Raw genomic sequence first — 17,854 nt, forward strand, 5'->3', positions numbered from 1 at the left:
ATGACGAATGGAGCCTGAAATGACGTTTGATTATGACCTGTTTGTCATCGGTGGTGGATCGGGCGGCGTACGTGCTGGCCGTGTGGCGGCGGCCCAAGGGGCCAAGGTCGCATTGGCCGAAGAATTCCGCATGGGCGGCACCTGCGTGATCCGTGGCTGCGTGCCGAAAAAGCTGATGGTTTTTGCGTCGGGTTATTCAGAAATGTTTGACGATGCCCGCGCCTATGGCTGGGATCTGACGGCTGGCGATTTCGACTGGTCAAAGTTTCGTGGCAAACTGGATGCAGAATTGAACCGCCTTGAAGGCATCTATCGCAAGCTGCTGAACGGATCGAACGTGGAAATCTTTGACGCGCGCGCGACCATCAAGGACGCGCATACTGTCACCCTGTCCACCGGCCGCGATATCACTGCCAAACATATCCTGATCGCCACAGGCGGGCGTCCTGTGCTGCCCGAAATTGCGGGCGCAGAACACGGGATTACGTCGAACGATATCTTCAACCTTGATGAACTGCCCAAATCTATTCTGATCGTGGGCGGCGGCTATATTGCGTCGGAATTTGCGGGCATTTTGAACGGGCTTGGCGTGAAGGTTACGCAGTATTATCGCGGCGAACAAATCCTGCGCGGCTTTGACGGCGAGGCCCGCGGGTTTGTCGCCGACGGGATGCGCGCCAAGGGCGTTGATTTGCATCTGGGCACGAACATTGTCGAAATGGAAAAACGCGACGGTCGTTTCTGGGTCAAGGCCACCTGTGGCGGCGAATCCATGTTTGATCAGGTCATGTTCGCAACGGGCCGCGCGCCCAATACGGATAATCTGGGGCTTGAAAACGTCGGCGTGGCATTGGGCCGCAAGGGCGAGATTATCGTTGATGAATTCAGCCAGACCAAAGTGCCGTCGATTTATGCGATTGGCGATGTGACCGACCGCGTGCAGCTGACACCGGTTGCGATCCGCGAGGCGATGGCCTTTGTCGAAACCGTGTTCAAAGGCAATCCGACCCCCGTTGATCACGAACTGATCCCTTCTGCCGTGTTCACACAGCCAGAACTCGGCACCATTGGGCTTAGCGAGGAAGAGGCCGCCGAAAACGGCCCGATCGAAGTTTATTGTTCTTCGTTCAAACCGATGAACCACAGCTTTGCCGGTCGCGAGGACCGCGTGCTGATGAAACTGATCGTTTGCGCCGACACCCGTAAGGTGCTTGGCTGTCATATCGTCGCGGATCACGCGGGCGAAATGATCCAATTGGCGGGGATTGCCGTCAAAATGGGGGCGACAAAAGAAGATTTTGATCGCACTGTTGCCGTGCATCCAACGATGGCCGAAGAACTGGTCACAATGAAACAACCTGTCCGCACTGCTTGATTTTGCAGTTTTTGCGCACACATGGCATAAGATAGCCCAGCACGATGGGTCATGAATAAAGGAAGCTGAGACACAAGATGGCAGGAAATTCAGGTGGCCCATGGGGCGGCGGCGGAAATAACGGCGGCAGCGATGACGATAATCGCAAGCCCGGCGGCGGGCGCAAACCCGGCAACGACGCGGGAATCCCAGAAATAGACGAGCTGGTGAATAAAGGCCGTGAACAACTGCGTGTGCTTATGGGCGGGCGTGGTGATGGCAGTGGCAACCGCCCGAATGGCGCTGGTGGTGGCGGTGGCGAAGGCCCCGAAATCACACGCGGTATGGTTGGTCTTGGGCTTTTGGGCGCTGCGGCGCTGTGGGTTTTTGCATCGATCTATACGGTCAAACCCGAAGAACAGGCGATTGAACTGTTGTTCGGCAAGCACCTTGAAACCAACGGTGAAGGTCTGAACTTTGCGCCTTGGCCGCTGGTCACTTATGAAATTCAGCCTGTCACAACCGAACGCAGCATTGATATCGGCACCAGCCGGTCCGGTCTTGATGCAGGGTTGATGCTGACTGGCGATGAAAATATCGTTGATATCGATTTCCAGGTGGTCTGGAATATTTCGGATCTTGAACTGTATCTGTTCAACCTTGCTGATCCACCACAAACCATTGGCGCTGTTGCTGAATCCGCGATGCGTGAAATCATCGCGCAAAGCCAGCTTGCTCCGATTTTGAACCGTGATCGCGGGTCGATTGCCGAACGCCTGACCGATGAAATCCAACTGACGCTGGATTCGTATAATTCGGGCGTCAATATCGTGCGTGTGAACTTTAACAAGGCCGACCCGCCAGAGCCGGTAATCGCATCATTCCGCAAGGTGCAGGATGCCGAACAAGAACGCGACCGGGTCCAAAACGTGGCTGACGCCTATGCAAACCGCGTTGTCGCCGAGGCCCGCGGTGAAGCCGCGCAAATTCTGGAGCAAGCCGAAGGTTACCGCGCCCGCGTGGTCAATGAGGCCGAAGGTGAAGCCAGCCGTTTCTCGGCCGTTCTGGCCGAATATGAACGCGCACCCGAAGTGACACGCAAACGTCTGTATCTTGAAACAATGGAACGTGTTTTGGGTGGCACCGATATTATCATACTTGATGAAGGCGCAGGCGGGGGGCAGGGCGTTGTCCCGTATCTGCCGCTCAATGAATTACGCCGTACCCAAGATGGAGGCTCGAACTAATGAAAAAGACAGCATTTATCCTGCCCGCCGTCGCGGTGCTTGTCATTACTGCCATGTCATCGCTGTTCATCGTCGATGAACGTCAAAAGGCATTGGTCCTGCAGTTCGGCCAAATTGTATCGGTGAAAACCGAACCTGGTCTTTATTTCAAAATGCCGATCATCCAGGATGTGGTGCGTTACGACGACCGGATCCTGAGCCGCGATCTTGATCCGCTGGAGGTCACCCCGTCGGACGACCGCCGTTTGGTGGTTGATGCCTTTGCGCGCTACCGGATTTCGGATGTCGAACAGTTCCGCCGTGCGGTGGGTGACGGCGCAGAAGCGCGCGCTGCCGAACGTCTGGACGGTATCTTGCGCGACAAGACCCGTAACGTGCTTGGTACGGTGGCCAGCAACGATATTTTGTCCACGGACCGCGCCGCATTGATGCTGCGCATCCGCAACGACGCGATCCCAGAGGCGCGCGGGTTGGGGCTGGAACTGATCGACGTGCGTCTTAAACGTACCGATTTGCCGCCTGAAAACCTCAATGCGACTTACGAGCGGATGAAAGCCGAACGTGAACGCGAAGCCGCGGATGAAATCGCCCGTGGTAACGAGGCCGCGCTGCGTATTCAGGCGGGTGCCGACCGGACCGTGATCGAACTTGTGTCGGATGCAGAACGTCAAAGCCAGATTACGCTGGGTGAAGCGGATGCGCGCCGCAACGAAATCTTTGCGAATGCCTTTGGCGCAGACCCTGAGTTTTTTGAATTCTACCGGTCCATGACCGCCTACGAGCGGGCGTTACTTGGCGGCAATGCGACAATGGTCTTGTCGCCAGACAACGAGTTTTTCAGCTATCTCAAGTCGGATACAGGTCCTGATGCCGCTGAATAATGCGGCATAGCTTCAAGATTTTCAAAGGGCCGGCCATTGCGCTGGCCCTTTTCTTTCAATGGCGCCCAAAAAGATCACAAGCTGGTGAAATAGTTTGTGTTGAATGTTTTTGCTGCATCGGCGCACTATGGTATTCAGCACTGCGCGGCAGCGTGCAGGCGTGAAAAGATAAGGAGTTATCCCAGTGAAATCTAAGGCAATCGCAATCCGGCAGGACCAAGGCCAGCTGCGCCGGCTGTTCACGGTAGGTTTTGCAATTCTGACATTGGCAGTGGCATTTGCGCTGGCACAGGTCAGTGCCGCGCATGCGCAACAGCGCCCCGCGACATTTGCCGATCTCGCAGAGATGGTCAGCCCTTCGGTGGTCAATATCACGACCTCTACGGTGATTGCAGGCCGGACAGGCCCGCGTGATCTGTTGCCCGAAGGATCGCCGTTCGAAGACTTTTTCAACGACCTTGACCGTGGGCCGGATGGCGGCGCGCAACGGTCGTCAGCTTTGGGGTCGGGTTTTGTAATCTCGGCCGACGGCTATATTGTAACGAATAACCATGTCATTGAAGATGCGGACGAGATTTTGATCGAATTCTTCCCTGGTGGCGGTGAAGGCGTGCCAGCCCAATTGATCGGCACCGATCCCAATACGGATATTGCCGTGCTTAAGGTCGATCTTGAGAACCTGCCATTTGTGCAATTTGGCGACAGCAACGCCGTTGGCGCGCGTGTTGGCGATTGGGTCATGGCAATGGGCAACCCGTTGGGGCAGGGGTTCTCTGTTTCGGCGGGGATCGTGTCCGCGCGCAACCGGTCGCTGCAAGGCACCTATGATGACTACATCCAGACCGACGCTGCGATCAACCGCGGGAACTCAGGCGGGCCGCTGTTCAATATGGACGGCGAAGTTGTTGGCGTGAACACGGCGATCCTGTCGCCCAATGGCGGTTCCATCGGGATCGGCTTTGCGATGTCATCTGCCGTGGTGCAAAACGTGGTCGATCAGCTGATCGAATTTGGCGAAACCCGCCGCGGTTGGTTGGGTGTACGCATCCAAGACGTGACCCCCGATATGATTGACGCCATTGATGGGCTGGACATGGCGCGCGGGGCTTTGGTTACCGATGTGCCCGCAGGCCCGGCCGAAGATGCAGGCATGCTTGCAGGCGATGTGATCGTGAACTTTGACAGTGTGGCCATTGAAGACACCCGCGAACTGGTGCGCATCGTTGGCAACTCACCCGTCGGCAAAGAGGTGCCTGTCACTGTGCTTCGCGGTGGTGAACTGGAAGAATTGACCGTCGTTCTTGGCCGCCGCGAAACATCCGAAGCGGTTGCTTTCCCAGCTTCTCAAGAGCCGGAAATCGCGCCAGAAGATGCGGAAATCCTTGGGCTGATGCTGTCGCCTGTGACACCTGAATTGACTGATCAATTTGGTCTGAATGTTGCCGAAGGGCTTGTGATTACAGCGATCAACCCCGCGTCAGAGGCGGCATCAAAAGGCCTGCTTGAAGGGGATGTGATCACCGAAGCCGGGCAGCAGCCCGTGGCGGCGATCAGCGATCTGGAAAGCCGCATCCAAGAAGCCAAAGACGGTGGCCGCAAGTCGCTCTTGATGCTGGTGCGTCGCGGTGGCGACCCGCGCTTTGTCGCGCTGCCGCTGGACGAATAATCCGGCCAATGACCCAACAAAAATGGGGCGGGATGCGCAATGCATCCCGCCCTTTTTTTATGTTTCGTTTTGTGGCAACCCATCGGCGATATCGTAATAATCGCCTTTTTCGCTGACATAGATATGCAGTGAAAGACGCATTTGCGTAGGGCTGTCCAGCGCGCCTATCGCAACCGATGTCCAGTCTTGGAATACTGGATCCCAAAACAGGGTTGATCCGCAGGTGTCACAAAACCCGCGCCGCACCTTTTCCGACGATTGATACCAGCGGATGTGGTCAGCGTCTTGGATCGCAAGCGCCGTGCGCGGCACGTCTATCGACGCCCAGTAATGCCCGGATTGCTTGCGGCAACTGGTGCAATGGCAGGCGTTGCCGGTTGCGATATCACCGTCGATTGTGAACGCGACTGCGCCGCACATGCAGCTGCCTTGATGGGCCATGTCAGGCCACCGCTGCCATACCGCGCCGGTTCCAGACCAGCAGCGCGATCACAACCACAGCGCCCCCAAGCTGCACCGCCAAGGGCGCAGGCCATATGCAGGCCGCACCTGCCACCATAAGCAGCGCACGGATCGGAAGCCCGACAGGTTGTTCCATACAGCCCTGCAAAGCGCCCGCGATGGCGTAGATGCCGACGACGCCAAAGGCAAAGATCGTGACCATCACGCCCCAGTCGCCCGAAAGAAACGGGGTGTAGGCGATCATCAGCGGCACGATGTATAGCCCTTTGGCCAGCTTCCAGCTGGCGAAACCTGTCGCCATTGCAGGTGCTTTGGCAATCGCCGCCGCGGTAAAGGCGGCCAAGGCCACGGGTGGTGTGACGTTACTGTCTTGCGACAGCCAAAAGATGATCATATGCGCCGACAAAAGCGCGGCCATCGCCACCTCTTGCGGGACAACAAGATCACGTAGCGGGGCTGCGACCTCTAATGGCAGGGTTTTGATGATTGCACCCGCTTCGGCGCTGGTCAGCGGTCCGGCCAGCACAGATGGATCAGGAATGCCGAACATCAAGATTGCATTGCCCGCGTCGCCCAATGTGCCAGCGGCAAGCGCTTCGATCACAAAACGGTCGCTGATCATGCCTGCAAGCGCTGGTGCCGATAGCGTGGCCAGCACGATATAGGCCGCCGTGACAGGCAAACCCATGCCCAGCACAAGGCTTGCAATGGCAATAAGCACAATCGCGATCAACAGGTTGCCGCCCGCCCATTTGGCGATCATCAGGCTGAATGTATTGCCGATGCCTGCCGTGGCGATCACGTTCACAACCAGCCCCACCGCGCACAGCAGCACGGCCGTCATGATCATGCCTTTGGTGCCCATGATCATGGCCTCGGCGATTTCACGCGGGCCCATGCGGTTCTGGGTCAGCCAGCTTGATGCGACAACGGCCAGAATGCCGAATACGGCAGCATAGGCGGGCGTGAACCCTACCACCAACATGCCGATCAGGCCACCGATCGGAATGACAAAGCTCGCGCCGCCTTTCTTAAAGGCCGACCCGAGGGTTTCGCCGTCACTTTCCATCGGCTTGAGACCCAAGCGGCGGGCCTCGATGCGGACGAAAAACGTGACTGACAGGAAATAAAGCAGCGCAGGCAATGCGGCGACGGCGACAATGGTTTCATAGGGAATCTGGGTAAAGCTGGCCATGACAAAAGCGCCAGCACCCATGATCGGCGGCATCAGCTGCCCGCCTGTGGATGATGCGGCCTCGACCCCGCCTGCAAATTTCGGAGGGAAACCTGCCTTTTTCATCAGAGGGATCGTGATTACGCCGGTTGATGCCGTATTGGCCACGGCAGAACCTGAAATTGTGCCCGTCAGCCCCGATGCGATGACAGCCACAATGCCCGGGCCACCGACCAAACGGCCCGCGACTGCCCGCGCAATGTTGATCACAAAATCACCCGCCCCCGACCGCAGCAGAAATGCGCCGAAGATGATGAACAAAAAGACATAGGTCGATGAAATCCGCGCGATGGTCCCGAACATCGCGTCATCGCCATAGATCGACCGGAACGCGATGGATTCCCACGACAGGCCAGGAAATGAAAATACGCCGCCGATATATTTGCCCCAAAACCCGATATAGGTCAGCGCAAGGATGATCAGGACGGGAATCACCCAGCCGGTCAGCCGGCGGGTCAATTCGATAGCGCCAATGACGCAAAGGCTGGCCGCGATCCAGTCGAGCGTGACAAACTTTACCCCGCGATCATAGACAGCTTGTTCTGCGTAGGGCAGGTAAATGGCCGAGGCTGCGATCAGTAGTCCAAAGCAAAAATCGAATGCCAACAGCCCCTTGCTACGGGTCTTGCCCGCCAGCACCGGATGCAGAACCGCCGCCAGAAACGCGAATCCGGCAAAGTGGTAGGCATTGCGCTGGAGCTCTGAAATGATCGGATCAAAGGCCACATAGATGTGGCCCGCCGCAATCGCGAAACATAAGATGGAAAGGGCGATATTGGGCAGGCCGGTGAAGGCGCGCTGCACCAAGCCTTCGGCGGGGCGTTCATCGGACATGGGATTTCCTTAGGTGCAAAAATGGCCCGCAGTTTCCTGCGGGCCAATAAATGTGATTACTCTGCGATCAGACGCGCGGGGATCTCGACGCCAACCTCTTGGTAATAGCGTGCCGCACCGGGGTGCAGGGGCACGGGCAGACCAGCGATAGCAGATTCGATTGCCATCACTTTTGTTGCCGGATGAATCGCCTGCAGGAAGGGCAGGTTTTCATAGATCGCTTTGGTGATCTGATAGACGTTTTCTTCGGGCAGATCAGCATGTGTCGCAAGGAAGTTCGGCTGTGCGATGGTGTTTACGTCAGCGTCTTGACCTGGGTATGTACCAGCCGGAATCAGGTATGGAGTCCACAATTCGCGGCCTGCATCGGCAGCAGCTAGTTCTTCGTCGGTAAACGACAACAAAGTGACACTATCGCCAGCAGCGGCCATCAATTGGCTGATTGCGCCTGTTGGCACGCCTGCGGGTGTCCCGATGCCTTTTACCTGACCGTTTTGCAGGGCTTCGGCTGATGGGCCATAGCCACCGTAAACAAGTTCATAATCGGTTTCGATATCGACACCGAGACCGGCCAGCAGCGCGCCGTTTGAACCGATTGTCCCCGAATTCTGGCTGCCAAACGCCATGGCTTCGCCCTTTAGGGCCACCATATCGGCCATGGTACCGGTGGTTGCCGCGTCAGACGAGATCACAAACTGTTCGACGTTTTGCCACAGCATGGTCACCGAACGCAGGTCTTCTTGCGGGCCAGCCTCGGCAAGAGGGCCGGTGCCGGATGCTGCGTAATAGCCGTAAAGCCCCTGAAGAATCGCAAACTGTGCTTCGCCTTCACGGATCAAACGGACGTTTTCGCCAGAACCGGCAGAGCTGATCGCGGACATGCCGATGTTTTCGCTTGGTTCGAGTTTGACCTTAACAAGTGTGGAAAGCGCAACACCAACAGGGTAATAAGTGCCCCCGGTTGAAGCGGTTGCAAGAATATAGCTGGCTTCTTCGGCCTGTGCCGATGGTGCGGCCAGTACAAAACCTGCCGCGACAGCGGCTTTCATAAATGACATAATGTTCTCTCCCAGTTTTTGCGTCGCGGCTATTCGCAAGGACCGCGCCCGCGCATAGGAAACTATTTCGCTGACTTGGGGGCAAGCCGATATTTCCAAATTGTCAAATAATGAACAAATACAGCCGATTTACGCAGCTTCCCCGGAAAGTATGTGCGGAAATCCGCACGCTTGGTTTGTTCACGATTTAGGCAACATGCTTGTGATTTGCGCTGGAACCGCGTCTGTAGGTGAATTAGAACGCACCAAGTTACCAATTATGCGCGAAGGATGACATTGCATGGCCAAGATTACCTATGTTGAACACGGCGGCAAAGAACATATCGTCGATGTGGCCAATGGGCTGACCGTCATGGAAGGCGCGCGCGACAATGGCGTTCCCGGGATCGAGGCCGATTGCGGCGGCGCCTGCGCCTGTTCGACTTGCCATGTCTATGTGGATGATGCCTGGGTTGAAAAACTACCTGCCAAAGACGGCATGGAAGAAGATATGCTTGATTTCGCCTATCAGCCCGACGCCAAAAAATCGCGCCTGACCTGCCAGATCAAGGTTACAGACGCGCTGGACGGTTTGCGCGTGCAGATGCCGGAAAAACAGATCTGATGCGGATTTGCGCGCTTGCCTTGGCCCTTTGGCCTGTCTGCGCCAGCGCGCAAGCGATTACTTCTGCCGAATTTGCCGACCCGACAACGCGCTACGACCACGGCATTTTGGGCGATGCTGTCGAATGGGGCGCGTTGCGGTTCACGGCTGATGGCACGACCTATCAGATCACTTTGCCCGACACCCATGTTTTTGAAGACATCGCGCCCCGACTTTGGGATGTGACGGGCGACGGGCAGCCCGAAATTGTCGTGATCGAAACCGATATGGCGCGCGGCGCGGCGCTGGCGATCTATGGCCAGCACGGCAAGATCACTCAGACCCCCTATATCGGCCGCACACATCGCTGGCTTGCGCCGATCGGGGCTGTTGATCTGGATGGCGATGGCGCGATCGAGATTGCCTATATCGACCGCCCGCATCTTGCAAAAACCCTGCGCATCTGGCGTTTTGAAGATGGCGCGCTGACACACTTGCACGATCTGCCCGGTCTGACCAATCATCGCATTGGCGAAGATAATATCGCGGGCGGCATCCGCGATTGTGGCCAAGGCCCCGAGATGATCACCGCCGACGCAAACTGGACGCGGCTGATTGCCACGACATTTGCAGACGGGCGCAGCCAGTCGCGCGACATTGGCCCGCATGTTGACCGCAGTTCATTTGCGGCGGCAATTGCCTGCCAAAACTAGCTGAGCAGCACCAACAGCAGCGTGATTTCGGTGATTTGCTGGGTTGCGCCCAAGACATCACCGGTTTGCCCGCCAATCTTGGCCCGCGCAATTAAACCGCAGGCGAGCACCGCCAATGTTGCTGCGATAATCAGCGCGAACTGGCCCAGCGATCCGGCGATCAGCAAGGAAATTCCCGCCGCGATCAGGGCAGTTGTTGCTGACGGGCGGCCTACCGATTTGCTAAGTCCCGTGTCGCGCGCATTTTTCATCAAGGCCATCAGCACAACCATGCCGCCGCGGCTAAGCACAGCAATCGCGATCAGCCCCGCCCAGTAAATATCGAGCGCAATCAGCGCGCTAACCCCCAACCAGCGGATCAGCAACGACAATCCCAGCGCCAGCACGCCGTAAACGCCGATATGGCTGTCCTTCATGATCTCGAGCCTGCGGGCCACATCCCAGCCGCCCCAAAACCCGTCCGCACAATCGGCGAGCCCGTCTTCGTGCATTGCGCCGGTAATGATGACATTCGCCGCAATCACCAGTGCCGCCACAATCCCAACGGGCAAGCCGCCCCATGTCAGAACCGCGACAAAGGTTGCCAGAATGACGCCAACCACCGCGCCCGCCAGCGGATAGGCCCAAGCCGCCGCCGCGCCACGGGCCACGGCCTGAGTTTGCGGCACAGGGATCGGCAGCCGCGTCAAAAGCCCCAAGGCGGCGGGCAGGTCGATCAGTGCGATCAGCTTTTGGTCGGAATTGGTCATTGCGATGCCCTTTTGTCGCCTTTTCATTACCGGCACTTAGGTTAGATAGGGGCAACAGTTTACACAACGAGGTTCCGATGCAAGCGCCCTTCACCACACTTTCCGAATTTCGCGATATTCTGGGCCGCGCCCCGCAACCCGATGCCGCCGCGACACAAGGTGCGCAAGACCGCAATGGTCAGTTGACCAAACCGCCCGGGGCATTAGGGCGGTTAGAGGATTTGGCGATTTGGTACGCAGGTTGGCGTGGCACCGACAGACCGCAGATTAGCGCACCACAAGTGGTGATTTTTGCAGGTAACCACGGGGTTTGCGCGCAGGGTGTTTCTGCTTTCCCCGCCGAAGTGACCGCGCAGATGGTTGCGAATTTTGAACATGGCGGTGCGGCGATCAACCAGCTTTCCAAGGCCTTTGGCGCGAAAATGCAGGTGCATGCGCTGTCGCTTGATACGCCCACGGCGGATTTTACAACAGCACCCGCCATGACCGAAGCCGAAGTTGTTACCGCGTTGCAAATCGGCTGGATGGCGGTTGATCCGGCCAGCGATTTGCTGGTCACAGGCGAAATGGGCATCGGCAATACGACATCTGCCGCGGCGGTCGCGGCGGCGGTTCTGGGCGGTCAGGCCGCCGATTGGACAGGGCGCGGCACGGGCGTTGATGACGCAGGGCTTGCGCGCAAAACGGATGTGGTGGCCAAGGCGTTGGCACTGCACAATATGGATGATCCGCTCGAAGCCCTGCGCTGTGTTGGCGGGCGTGAACTGGCCGCAATGGCGGGTGCAATTGCCGCCGCGCGCCACCACCGTATTCCGGTGATCCTTGACGGGTTTATCTGTTGCGCTGCGGCGGCAGTGCTGGCCAAAACCAGTGACGGCGCGCTTGATCATACGGTTGCGGGCCACCAAAGCGCCGAAGCAGCACATGCGCGGCTTTTGCACGCACTTGGCAAAGAGCCGCTATTGAACCTTGGCTTGCGGTTGGGCGAAGGGTCGGGTGCCGCATTGGCGATTGGTGTGCTCAAGGGCGCGATTGCCTGCCATTCGGGCATGGTCACATTCGCCGAAGCCGGCGTCAGCGCGGGCTAGGATTTCTTGTTTTCATTGGCCTGTTGGCGCGCGGCAAGCGCGGTTTCAAGATCGTTGTTCAATTCGCGCGAACGGGCCACATAATCGGGCAGGTCGGCCACAGGCACACCCGGTTTCCACAGTTCGGCCAGTTCGCGCATCGCGGCGCGGTCGTGATGATAGAACGTCTGTTCGGCCTCGGCGGCTTCGAATTCGGTCAGGCCAAGGTTTTCAAGCGCATAGCGCCCCGCCCGCAAGGAACTGTCGAACATTTCGCGCACAATATCATTCGCGCCCGCATCATAAAGTTCATAGACATGCACCCTGTCACGCGCCCGCGCGACAATATGCAAATCGGGGCGGGCCTTGCGGGCATAGGCAACCAGTTTGGTCGCTGATGCCTTGTCATCAATCGCAACCACCAGAACGCGCGCATCGTCAAAGCCTGCCGCGCTTAGCAAATCGGGGCGCGTTGGATCACCAAAGAACCCGCGAAACCCGAATTTGCGCATCATCTGAACAGTTTGCAGGTTGCTGTCGATGATAACCGTTTTGAATCCCGCACTTTGCACCAACCGGTTCACGATCTGCCCGAAACGGCCGATCCCAGCGATAATCACGGTGCCTTGCTCGTTGACCTCGTCATGTTCGGGGGTATCGGCGTCGACCATCTGGCGGCTTAGCAAATCATAGAGAATGAACAAAAGCGGCGTGATCAGCATCGATAGCGCAATCACCAGCAACAGCTGTCCGGCCAGCCCGTCGTTTAGAACGCCTTGTTGTGATGAAAACGAGATCAGAACAAAGCCGAACTCACCCGCCTGCGCCAGCCCGAGCGTGAACAGCCACTGGTCCTTGCCCTTGAGCTTGAACAGGCGCCCCAGCCCGTAAAGGATGATCCCCTTGATCGTCATCACACCGAAGGTCAGCGCAAGGATATAAAACGGGTCGCCAAACAGCAGATCAAAGTTGATGCCGGCCCCAACGGTGATGAAGAACAGGCCCAGCAGCAGCCCCTTGAACGGCTCAAGGTCGCTTTCCAATTCATGGCGGAATTCAGAGTTTGCCAGCACAACACCGGCCAGAAACGTACCAAGCGCGGGCGAAAGCCCGACCATGCCCATCAGCACGGCAATCGAGACCACCAAAAGCAGCGCAAGCGCGGTGTACATCTCGCGCAGGCGGGCGTGGTGGATATAGCGGAACAAGGGCCGGATCAGAAAAATGCCGGCCAGAATGATCGCAATCACCGCACCCAGCGTCACCAACGTCACCCCCCAACCGGGCAGGCCGTCAACAAGGCTGATTGCGCCATGTGTGTCATGTGTGTCCTGACTGGCGCGGTGCAATGAACCATCGGGCGCGAGTGTCAGAAATACCGGCGTCGCTAGCAGCGGCAAAAGTGCCAGCATCGGAATGACGGCAATATCCTGTGTTAAAAGAACCGAAAACGTCGACCGCCCGCCGCCGGTTTGCATCAGCTTCTTTTCGGTCAGCGTTTGCAGCACAATCGCCGTGGACGAGAGCGCAAAGATCATCCCGACCGCAAGCGAAGTGCCCCAATCATAGCCAAGCGCCATACTGACGCCCATCACCGCGAGCATCGTCAATACAACCTGAAGCCCGCCCAGCCCGATCAGCCGCTTACGCATATCCCAAAGCGCGCGGGGTTCCAGCTCGAGCCCGATCAGGAATAGCATCATCACAACGCCGAATTCGGCAAAATGCTGGATGTCCTGACTTTCGGTGCCCACGAGCCCCGCCACAGGGCCAATCACGATCCCCGCCAGCAGATACCCCAACACAGACCCCAGCCCGAGCCGCGCCGCAAGCGGCACCGCGATGACGGCCGCGCCCAAGTAAATCGTGGCTTGAAGAAGAAAGCTTTCCATGGATCCAGATATGGCAATGCGCAGAAGATAGCGCAACGCGTGAATCCGGCATCGGGGTAAATATTGCGTTTGTTTACGATGTGCTGCCGCCGGTTTGGGCATGTCGCAAAGATTTAGTCGCCCGGAACCTCGAGCACGATAGTGCGACCGCGTTTGACATAGTTCAGCACACCGTTGCCGATCGCGGTGACCTGTCCGCCGTCAAGACTGCTGCCGACTTCGACATGCGCATAGCGCCCGTTGGCCAGCCGCACGAGCGCGCGCGGCGCGTTTGGTCGTCCGTAAATCCCGATCAGGTTAATTTCGCGCAGGCGGATCACGCCCTCTTGGGTTGCGGCGACCGCCACACCACCAGGCACGGGCGCATAGTTTTGCGGCGCAACCGGCGCTGCGGCGGCTGGGGCCGGTGTTGGGGCGGCTGCGGGCTGTGCGGCTAGGCGTTCGCGGGCCGCGGCCACGACTGTGGCAAAGTTGCGTGGTCGCGCTGTCGGTCGCAATGATGTCGCAACCGCCTGTTCGGTTGTATCGATAAAGGGCTGGCTGCCGTCTTCGGCGATGATGCTTTCAAGTACGGCCGTTATATCGGGCGTAGCGGGGTCTTCGGTCGCGGCGGGCGGCACCAGATCGTCGGGGCGCGGGCGCGGGCGCGCGATCCCTTCGGGGGGGGCAAGTCCGGCCAGTTGCGCGGCATCGTCTTCCAGCCCGTCAAGCCCGACCGCACCAGCGGTTGGTGTGCCATCGGCGGCGGTTTCATCTTGTGCCGCTTGTGGCACCAGATCATCCGGACGCGTTGGCGGTACAATGTCGGGGCTGCCCAAGATCACCACAACCCCGTCCGGCACATCCGCCAAAGCGGCCATCGTCGCCAGTTGTTCGTCGGTCAACGCAGGGCGCACGCGCATGGGCAGATCGGGCAGGCCCGCATAGACGACGGCCCCTTCGGGGGTCAGCGCACCATCGGCTGTGGGTACGATATGCCCGTTTTCATCGACCTCAAAAACCACGTCGGGGGCTGGCGGGTTGACCGGTGCAAGAAAGCTGAGGTCGGGCGCCATTGCGTCATGGGACAGCGGGGCGGGCTGGGCGGCGCGCTGCGGTGTTGCGCCAATGTCGGGCAGGGTCACTGCGGCTTGGCTTGCGATGCGTGGCGTATCAAACAGACGCGGCGCGCGCTGCCATACGCCTGTCGCCTCATAGGCGGCTTGGGCTTCGGCAGGGCTTAGCACCTGACCCGCAGGTTGGTCGGCGCCGCGTTCGGTTGGGGTTTGGCTGTCTTGCGTTGAAAACTGCGGCGGCGTTTCAATTTGCGCCGCGACAACCCGCTGCGGTTCCACCCGAGAAGAAGGCGCGGAAAGCGGCGCAGGCATGACCACCAATGCGGGGCGCATTGCCGGTGGTGCCATCGGAAAAATATCAAGCGCGGGCACATGCGGCGCAGCCTCTGCCGTGACGGTTGGCGCATCAGGCGCGGGCGCCGCTTGCGTGGTTACTGTCACGCTGGTCGCGCCGGCTGTTTCTTGTGGTCCCAATGCGCCCCATTGCGACCATGCAAAGACAGCCGCCGCCGCCGCAACGCTTGCGGCCAGCCCAAGCGCCACAACCGGCGCCTTTTTGCGCGGCTGCACTGCAAATTGCGGTTTGGTTGCGGTCAAAACCGCCCCCGTTGCTGCGGCGGGAATATCGGGTGCAATCGCTGTCAGCACAGGTTTGGGCGCCGCGGGCATATCAGGCCGGAATTCGGCAATAATCGGGTCCATCCGGCTGATATCGGCGAAAGCCGGATCTTGGGCCAGCACCGGACGGGCGGCAGCCGCGGGTGGTGTGATTTCCACGGGGGCAGGCCAATGTTCTGGCACTGTGCGATCAACCCAGATCACGCGGGCCGCAGGGGCCGCCGCAACGGGGGCGGGCGTTTCCGGTACGATTGCGGCCAGTGCAACATGCGTGGCCGCAAATTCAGGAATGATCCGGTCTATTGCGCGCTGTTCCAACGGCGGATCGACGCGCGGTACGGGTATGTCGGCCACTGGCGCCAAATCGGCAACGGGTTGCGGTGGCAACGCAAGGGCTGTGTCAGCTTCGGTTTGGGCGATTGCATCCGGCAGCGGATCCATGATCAGCACGCGCGATTTGACGCGGGTGCCGACCTTCATCACTGGCAGATGGTCACGTTCAACCGCGACACCCGCACCAAGGATTTGCACCGCCTCGGAGGTGGGGCCAAAGAAGACTTCTTTTTGAAAGGTAAACGGTTCGGGAACCGCAACAAATGCGACCGGATTGAACTTGTGCGCGCTGGCAAAGGCCTGCGCCTCTTGCAAGGTTTCGCGCGCCACGGCAGCGATATGGGTACGCCCGCCGGAACGTTCGTAGTCAATGACCAGTTCGTTCAGATCATAAGGAGTCGCGCCGTCAAGTGCGGCATGGATGTCATCAAGATTGGTCTGGGTCGAATCAATCGCCAGATATTTGATCTGGTCCATCGGGATGATCAGCTTGGTTGCCAATCCATCAGGCGCGATTTTCAGCGCTTTTGCGCGCAAACCGGCCAGCGCCTCGTCAAGGTTATCATCTTCGACCGATACCGTGCCGACCTGTTTCCAGCCGCGTTTGGCGCGGTGCAACAATTCGATTCCCTCGAATGATAGCAATAGGGCGAAGTGAATGGTCATAAGCCGGATCTAGCATATTGAAGTTGGCAGCAAAACGCGGTTTGCCTTGCTGCCGGACCCTATAGCAACAACCCGCCCACGCCAAGGGCATGGACGGGTTTGTGATGTCTTATGCGGTCGCTTTTGCCAGCGCCTGATCAAGGTCCGCGATCAGGTCGTTGGCATCCTCGATCCCGATGGACAGGCGCACGATATTGGGGCCTGCGCCTGCGGCTTCTTGTTGGTCAGGCGTTAGCTGGCGGTGCGTGGTGCTGGCCGAATGGATGACAAGGCTGCGCGTGTCGCCAAGGTTGGCCACATGGCTAAAGATTTCCAGACTATCAACCAGTTTGACACATGCGTCATAGCCGCCCTTGACCGCAATGGTGAACAGCGCACCCGCGCCTTTGGGGCAGATTTTAGTCGCCAGACCGACATAGGGCGATGAAGCCAGCCCGGCATAGGTCACATAATCAACGCGCGGATCATCGTTCAGCCATTTGGCCAGTTTTTGCGCGTTTTCAACATGGCGGGCCATCCGCAGTGACAGGGTTTCGATCCCCATCAATGTGTAATGCGCGGCCTGCGGGTTCATTGTCATGCCCAGATCACGCAGCCCGATCGCAATCGAATGGAAGGTAAAGGCCATCGGCCCCAAGGCCTGTGCGAATGTCAGCCCGTGATAGGCGGGCTCTGGCTGGCTGAGCGAAGGGAACTTATCGCTGGCCATCCAGTCGAATTTGCCCGAATCGACCACGCAACCGCCTGTGACCGTTCCGTTACCCGTCAGGTATTTTGTGGTGGAATGCACAACCAAAGTCGCGCCATGCGCAATCGGGTTGCACAGATACGGGGTGGCGGTGGTGTTATCGACGATCAGCGGAACGCCTGCCGCATCGGTAATTGCGGAAATCGCATCAAGGTCGCTGATATGACCGCCGGGGTTGGCGATGGTTTCGCAAAACACGGCGCGGGTGTCATCATCAATGGCCGCTGCCACGGCGGCATGGTCATCAAAATCAACAAATTTCGCGGACCAGCCAAAGCGTTTGATGGTCTGGCTGAACTGGGTGATTGTGCCGCCGTACAGACGGCTGGATGCCACAACATTGCGCCCCGGTCCCATCAGCGGGAACAGCGCCATGATCTGGGCCGCGTGGCCAGATGAACAGCAAACCGCCCCTGCGCCGCCTTCAAGTGCAGCAATGCGGGTTTGCAATGCGGCGACAGTCGGGTTGGTCAGGCGCGAATAGATATAGCCGACCTCTTCGAGGTTAAACAGTTTTGCGGCGTGATCCGCATCGCGAAACACATAGGCAGTCGTCTGGTAAATTGGCACCTGGCGTGCGCCTGTCGCCGGATCAGGTTCAGCGCCTGCGTGAATCTGCAGTGTATCGAACCCAAGTTGTGGACCGTCGGTCATGTCTCTCTCCCTTTGAAAATGCGTTGTGGCTTGTGTAGGA

The 17,854-nt window shown here is 58.5% G+C and carries 14 protein-coding genes; 7 read left to right on the forward strand and 7 right to left on the reverse strand.

Going from position 1 to position 17,854, the window contains the following annotated elements; genetic code table 11:
• Nucleotides 1-19: 19 nt before the first annotated feature.
• From gor to BM320_RS04125, 4 genes are all read left to right on the forward strand, one after another.
• Entirely contained in the window at nt 20-1,375 is a 1,356-nt protein-coding gene (gene gor, locus BM320_RS04110; RefSeq protein WP_090196790.1) for a glutathione-disulfide reductase, read from the forward strand.
• A gap of 77 nt (nt 1,376-1,452) precedes the next feature.
• Nucleotides 1,453-2,601: an FtsH protease activity modulator HflK gene (gene hflK / locus BM320_RS04115; RefSeq protein WP_090196793.1), complete on the forward strand. Its 1,149-nt coding sequence runs from the start codon at nt 1,453-1,455 to the stop codon at nt 2,599-2,601.
• Nucleotides 2,601-3,482: a protease modulator HflC gene (gene hflC, locus BM320_RS04120; RefSeq protein WP_090196796.1), complete on the forward strand. Its 882-nt coding sequence runs from the start codon at nt 2,601-2,603 to the stop codon at nt 3,480-3,482. The genes hflK and hflC overlap by 1 nt, the downstream gene beginning before the upstream one ends.
• Nucleotides 3,483-3,666: 184 nt before the next feature.
• Nucleotides 3,667-5,148, forward strand: coding sequence for a Do family serine endopeptidase (locus BM320_RS04125; protein WP_375342064.1), 1,482 nt, complete (start codon nt 3,667-3,669; stop codon nt 5,146-5,148).
• A gap of 57 nt (nt 5,149-5,205) precedes the next feature.
• On the opposite strand, the gene BM320_RS04130 is transcribed toward BM320_RS04125, so the two are convergent.
• Genes BM320_RS04130 through BM320_RS04140 form a run of 3 tightly spaced genes read right to left on the reverse strand, consistent with a single transcriptional unit; the run spans nt 5,206 to nt 8,736 of the window.
• Nucleotides 5,206-5,589, reverse strand: coding sequence for a GFA family protein (locus BM320_RS04130; RefSeq protein WP_090196799.1), 384 nt, complete (start codon nt 5,587-5,589; stop codon nt 5,206-5,208).
• Nucleotide 5,590: 1 nt separating this feature from the next.
• Nucleotides 5,591-7,678, reverse strand: a complete 2,088-nt coding sequence (locus BM320_RS04135) for a TRAP transporter permease (RefSeq protein WP_090196802.1) — start codon at nt 7,676-7,678, stop codon at nt 5,591-5,593.
• A 56-nt stretch (nt 7,679-7,734) separates the two neighbouring features.
• On the reverse strand, nt 7,735-8,736 hold the full coding sequence (locus tag BM320_RS04140) for a TAXI family TRAP transporter solute-binding subunit (protein ID WP_090196804.1): 1,002 nt from the start codon (nt 8,734-8,736) through the stop codon (nt 7,735-7,737).
• A gap of 280 nt (nt 8,737-9,016) precedes the next feature.
• Between BM320_RS04140 and BM320_RS04145 the strand changes: the two genes are divergently transcribed.
• Together BM320_RS04145 and BM320_RS04150 are read left to right on the forward strand one after the other, a co-directional pair.
• A complete protein-coding gene (locus BM320_RS04145) occupies nt 9,017-9,340 on the forward strand; it encodes a 2Fe-2S iron-sulfur cluster-binding protein (protein WP_090196806.1) in 324 nt (107 codons plus the stop codon).
• Complete coding sequence (locus BM320_RS04150; protein WP_090196809.1) at nt 9,340-10,032, forward strand: FG-GAP repeat domain-containing protein; 693 nt, start codon at nt 9,340-9,342, stop codon at nt 10,030-10,032. Before BM320_RS04145 ends, BM320_RS04150 begins: the two co-directional genes overlap by 1 nt.
• On the opposite strand, the gene BM320_RS04155 is transcribed toward BM320_RS04150, so the two are convergent.
• Nucleotides 10,029-10,781 carry an adenosylcobinamide-GDP ribazoletransferase gene (locus BM320_RS04155; RefSeq protein WP_242650949.1) on the reverse strand — a complete coding sequence of 251 codons (753 nt, stop codon included), beginning with the start codon at nt 10,779-10,781 and terminating at the stop codon, nt 10,029-10,031. The two genes, BM320_RS04150 and BM320_RS04155, sit on opposite strands and share 4 nt — an antisense overlap.
• Nucleotides 10,782-10,858: 77 nt before the next feature.
• On the opposite strand from BM320_RS04155, the gene cobT reads away from it, so the two are divergent.
• The gene (cobT, locus tag BM320_RS04160) at nt 10,859-11,869 is read left to right on the forward strand and encodes a nicotinate-nucleotide--dimethylbenzimidazole phosphoribosyltransferase (RefSeq protein WP_090196814.1); all 1,011 of its coding nucleotides are present in this window, start codon (nt 10,859-10,861) and stop codon (nt 11,867-11,869) included.
• Here the strand turns inward: cobT and BM320_RS04165 are convergent.
• From BM320_RS04165 to BM320_RS04175, 3 genes are all read right to left on the reverse strand, one after another.
• Nucleotides 11,866-13,740, reverse strand: a complete 1,875-nt coding sequence (locus tag BM320_RS04165) for a monovalent cation:proton antiporter-2 (CPA2) family protein (protein WP_090200342.1) — start codon at nt 13,738-13,740, stop codon at nt 11,866-11,868. The genes cobT and BM320_RS04165 overlap by 4 nt on opposite strands.
• A gap of 113 nt (nt 13,741-13,853) precedes the next feature.
• Nucleotides 13,854-16,412: a hypothetical protein gene (locus BM320_RS04170; RefSeq protein ID WP_090196815.1), complete on the reverse strand. Its 2,559-nt coding sequence runs from the start codon at nt 16,410-16,412 to the stop codon at nt 13,854-13,856.
• 109 nt (nt 16,413-16,521) lie between these two features.
• Nucleotides 16,522-17,814 carry an O-acetylhomoserine aminocarboxypropyltransferase/cysteine synthase family protein gene (locus BM320_RS04175; RefSeq protein WP_090196818.1) on the reverse strand — a complete coding sequence of 431 codons (1,293 nt, stop codon included), beginning with the start codon at nt 17,812-17,814 and terminating at the stop codon, nt 16,522-16,524.
• Nucleotides 17,815-17,854: the final 40 nt, after the last annotated feature.

This window comes from Yoonia tamlensis (assembly GCF_900115105.1).
Taxonomy (GTDB): Bacteria; Pseudomonadota; Alphaproteobacteria; order Rhodobacterales; family Rhodobacteraceae; genus Yoonia; species Yoonia tamlensis.

Bases quoted from the DNA above. Each gene is read 5' to 3' on its own strand.
- hflK (WP_090196793.1), top strand. From the start codon at position 1,453: ATGGCAGGAAATTCAGGTGGCCCATGGGGCGGCGGCGGAAATAACGGC.
- hflC (WP_090196796.1), top strand. From the start codon at position 2,601: ATGAAAAAGACAGCATTTATCCTGCCCGCCGTCGCGGTGCTTGTCATT.
- gor (WP_090196790.1), top strand. From the start codon at position 20: ATGACGTTTGATTATGACCTGTTTGTCATCGGTGGTGGATCGGGCGGC.
- BM320_RS04165 (WP_090200342.1), bottom strand. From the start codon at position 13,740: ATGGAAAGCTTTCTTCTTCAAGCCACGATTTACTTGGGCGCGGCCGTC.
- BM320_RS04145 (WP_090196806.1), top strand. From the start codon at position 9,017: ATGGCCAAGATTACCTATGTTGAACACGGCGGCAAAGAACATATCGTC.
- BM320_RS04150 (WP_090196809.1), top strand. From the start codon at position 9,340: ATGCGGATTTGCGCGCTTGCCTTGGCCCTTTGGCCTGTCTGCGCCAGC.
- BM320_RS04155 (WP_242650949.1), bottom strand. From the start codon at position 10,781: ATGACCAATTCCGACCAAAAGCTGATCGCACTGATCGACCTGCCCGCC.
- cobT (WP_090196814.1), top strand. From the start codon at position 10,859: ATGCAAGCGCCCTTCACCACACTTTCCGAATTTCGCGATATTCTGGGC.
- BM320_RS04175 (WP_090196818.1), bottom strand. From the start codon at position 17,814: ATGACCGACGGTCCACAACTTGGGTTCGATACACTGCAGATTCACGCA.
- BM320_RS04130 (WP_090196799.1), bottom strand. From the start codon at position 5,589: ATGGCCCATCAAGGCAGCTGCATGTGCGGCGCAGTCGCGTTCACAATC.
- BM320_RS04170 (WP_090196815.1), bottom strand. From the start codon at position 16,412: ATGACCATTCACTTCGCCCTATTGCTATCATTCGAGGGAATCGAATTG.
- BM320_RS04140 (WP_090196804.1), bottom strand. From the start codon at position 8,736: ATGTCATTTATGAAAGCCGCTGTCGCGGCAGGTTTTGTACTGGCCGCA.
- BM320_RS04135 (WP_090196802.1), bottom strand. From the start codon at position 7,678: ATGTCCGATGAACGCCCCGCCGAAGGCTTGGTGCAGCGCGCCTTCACC.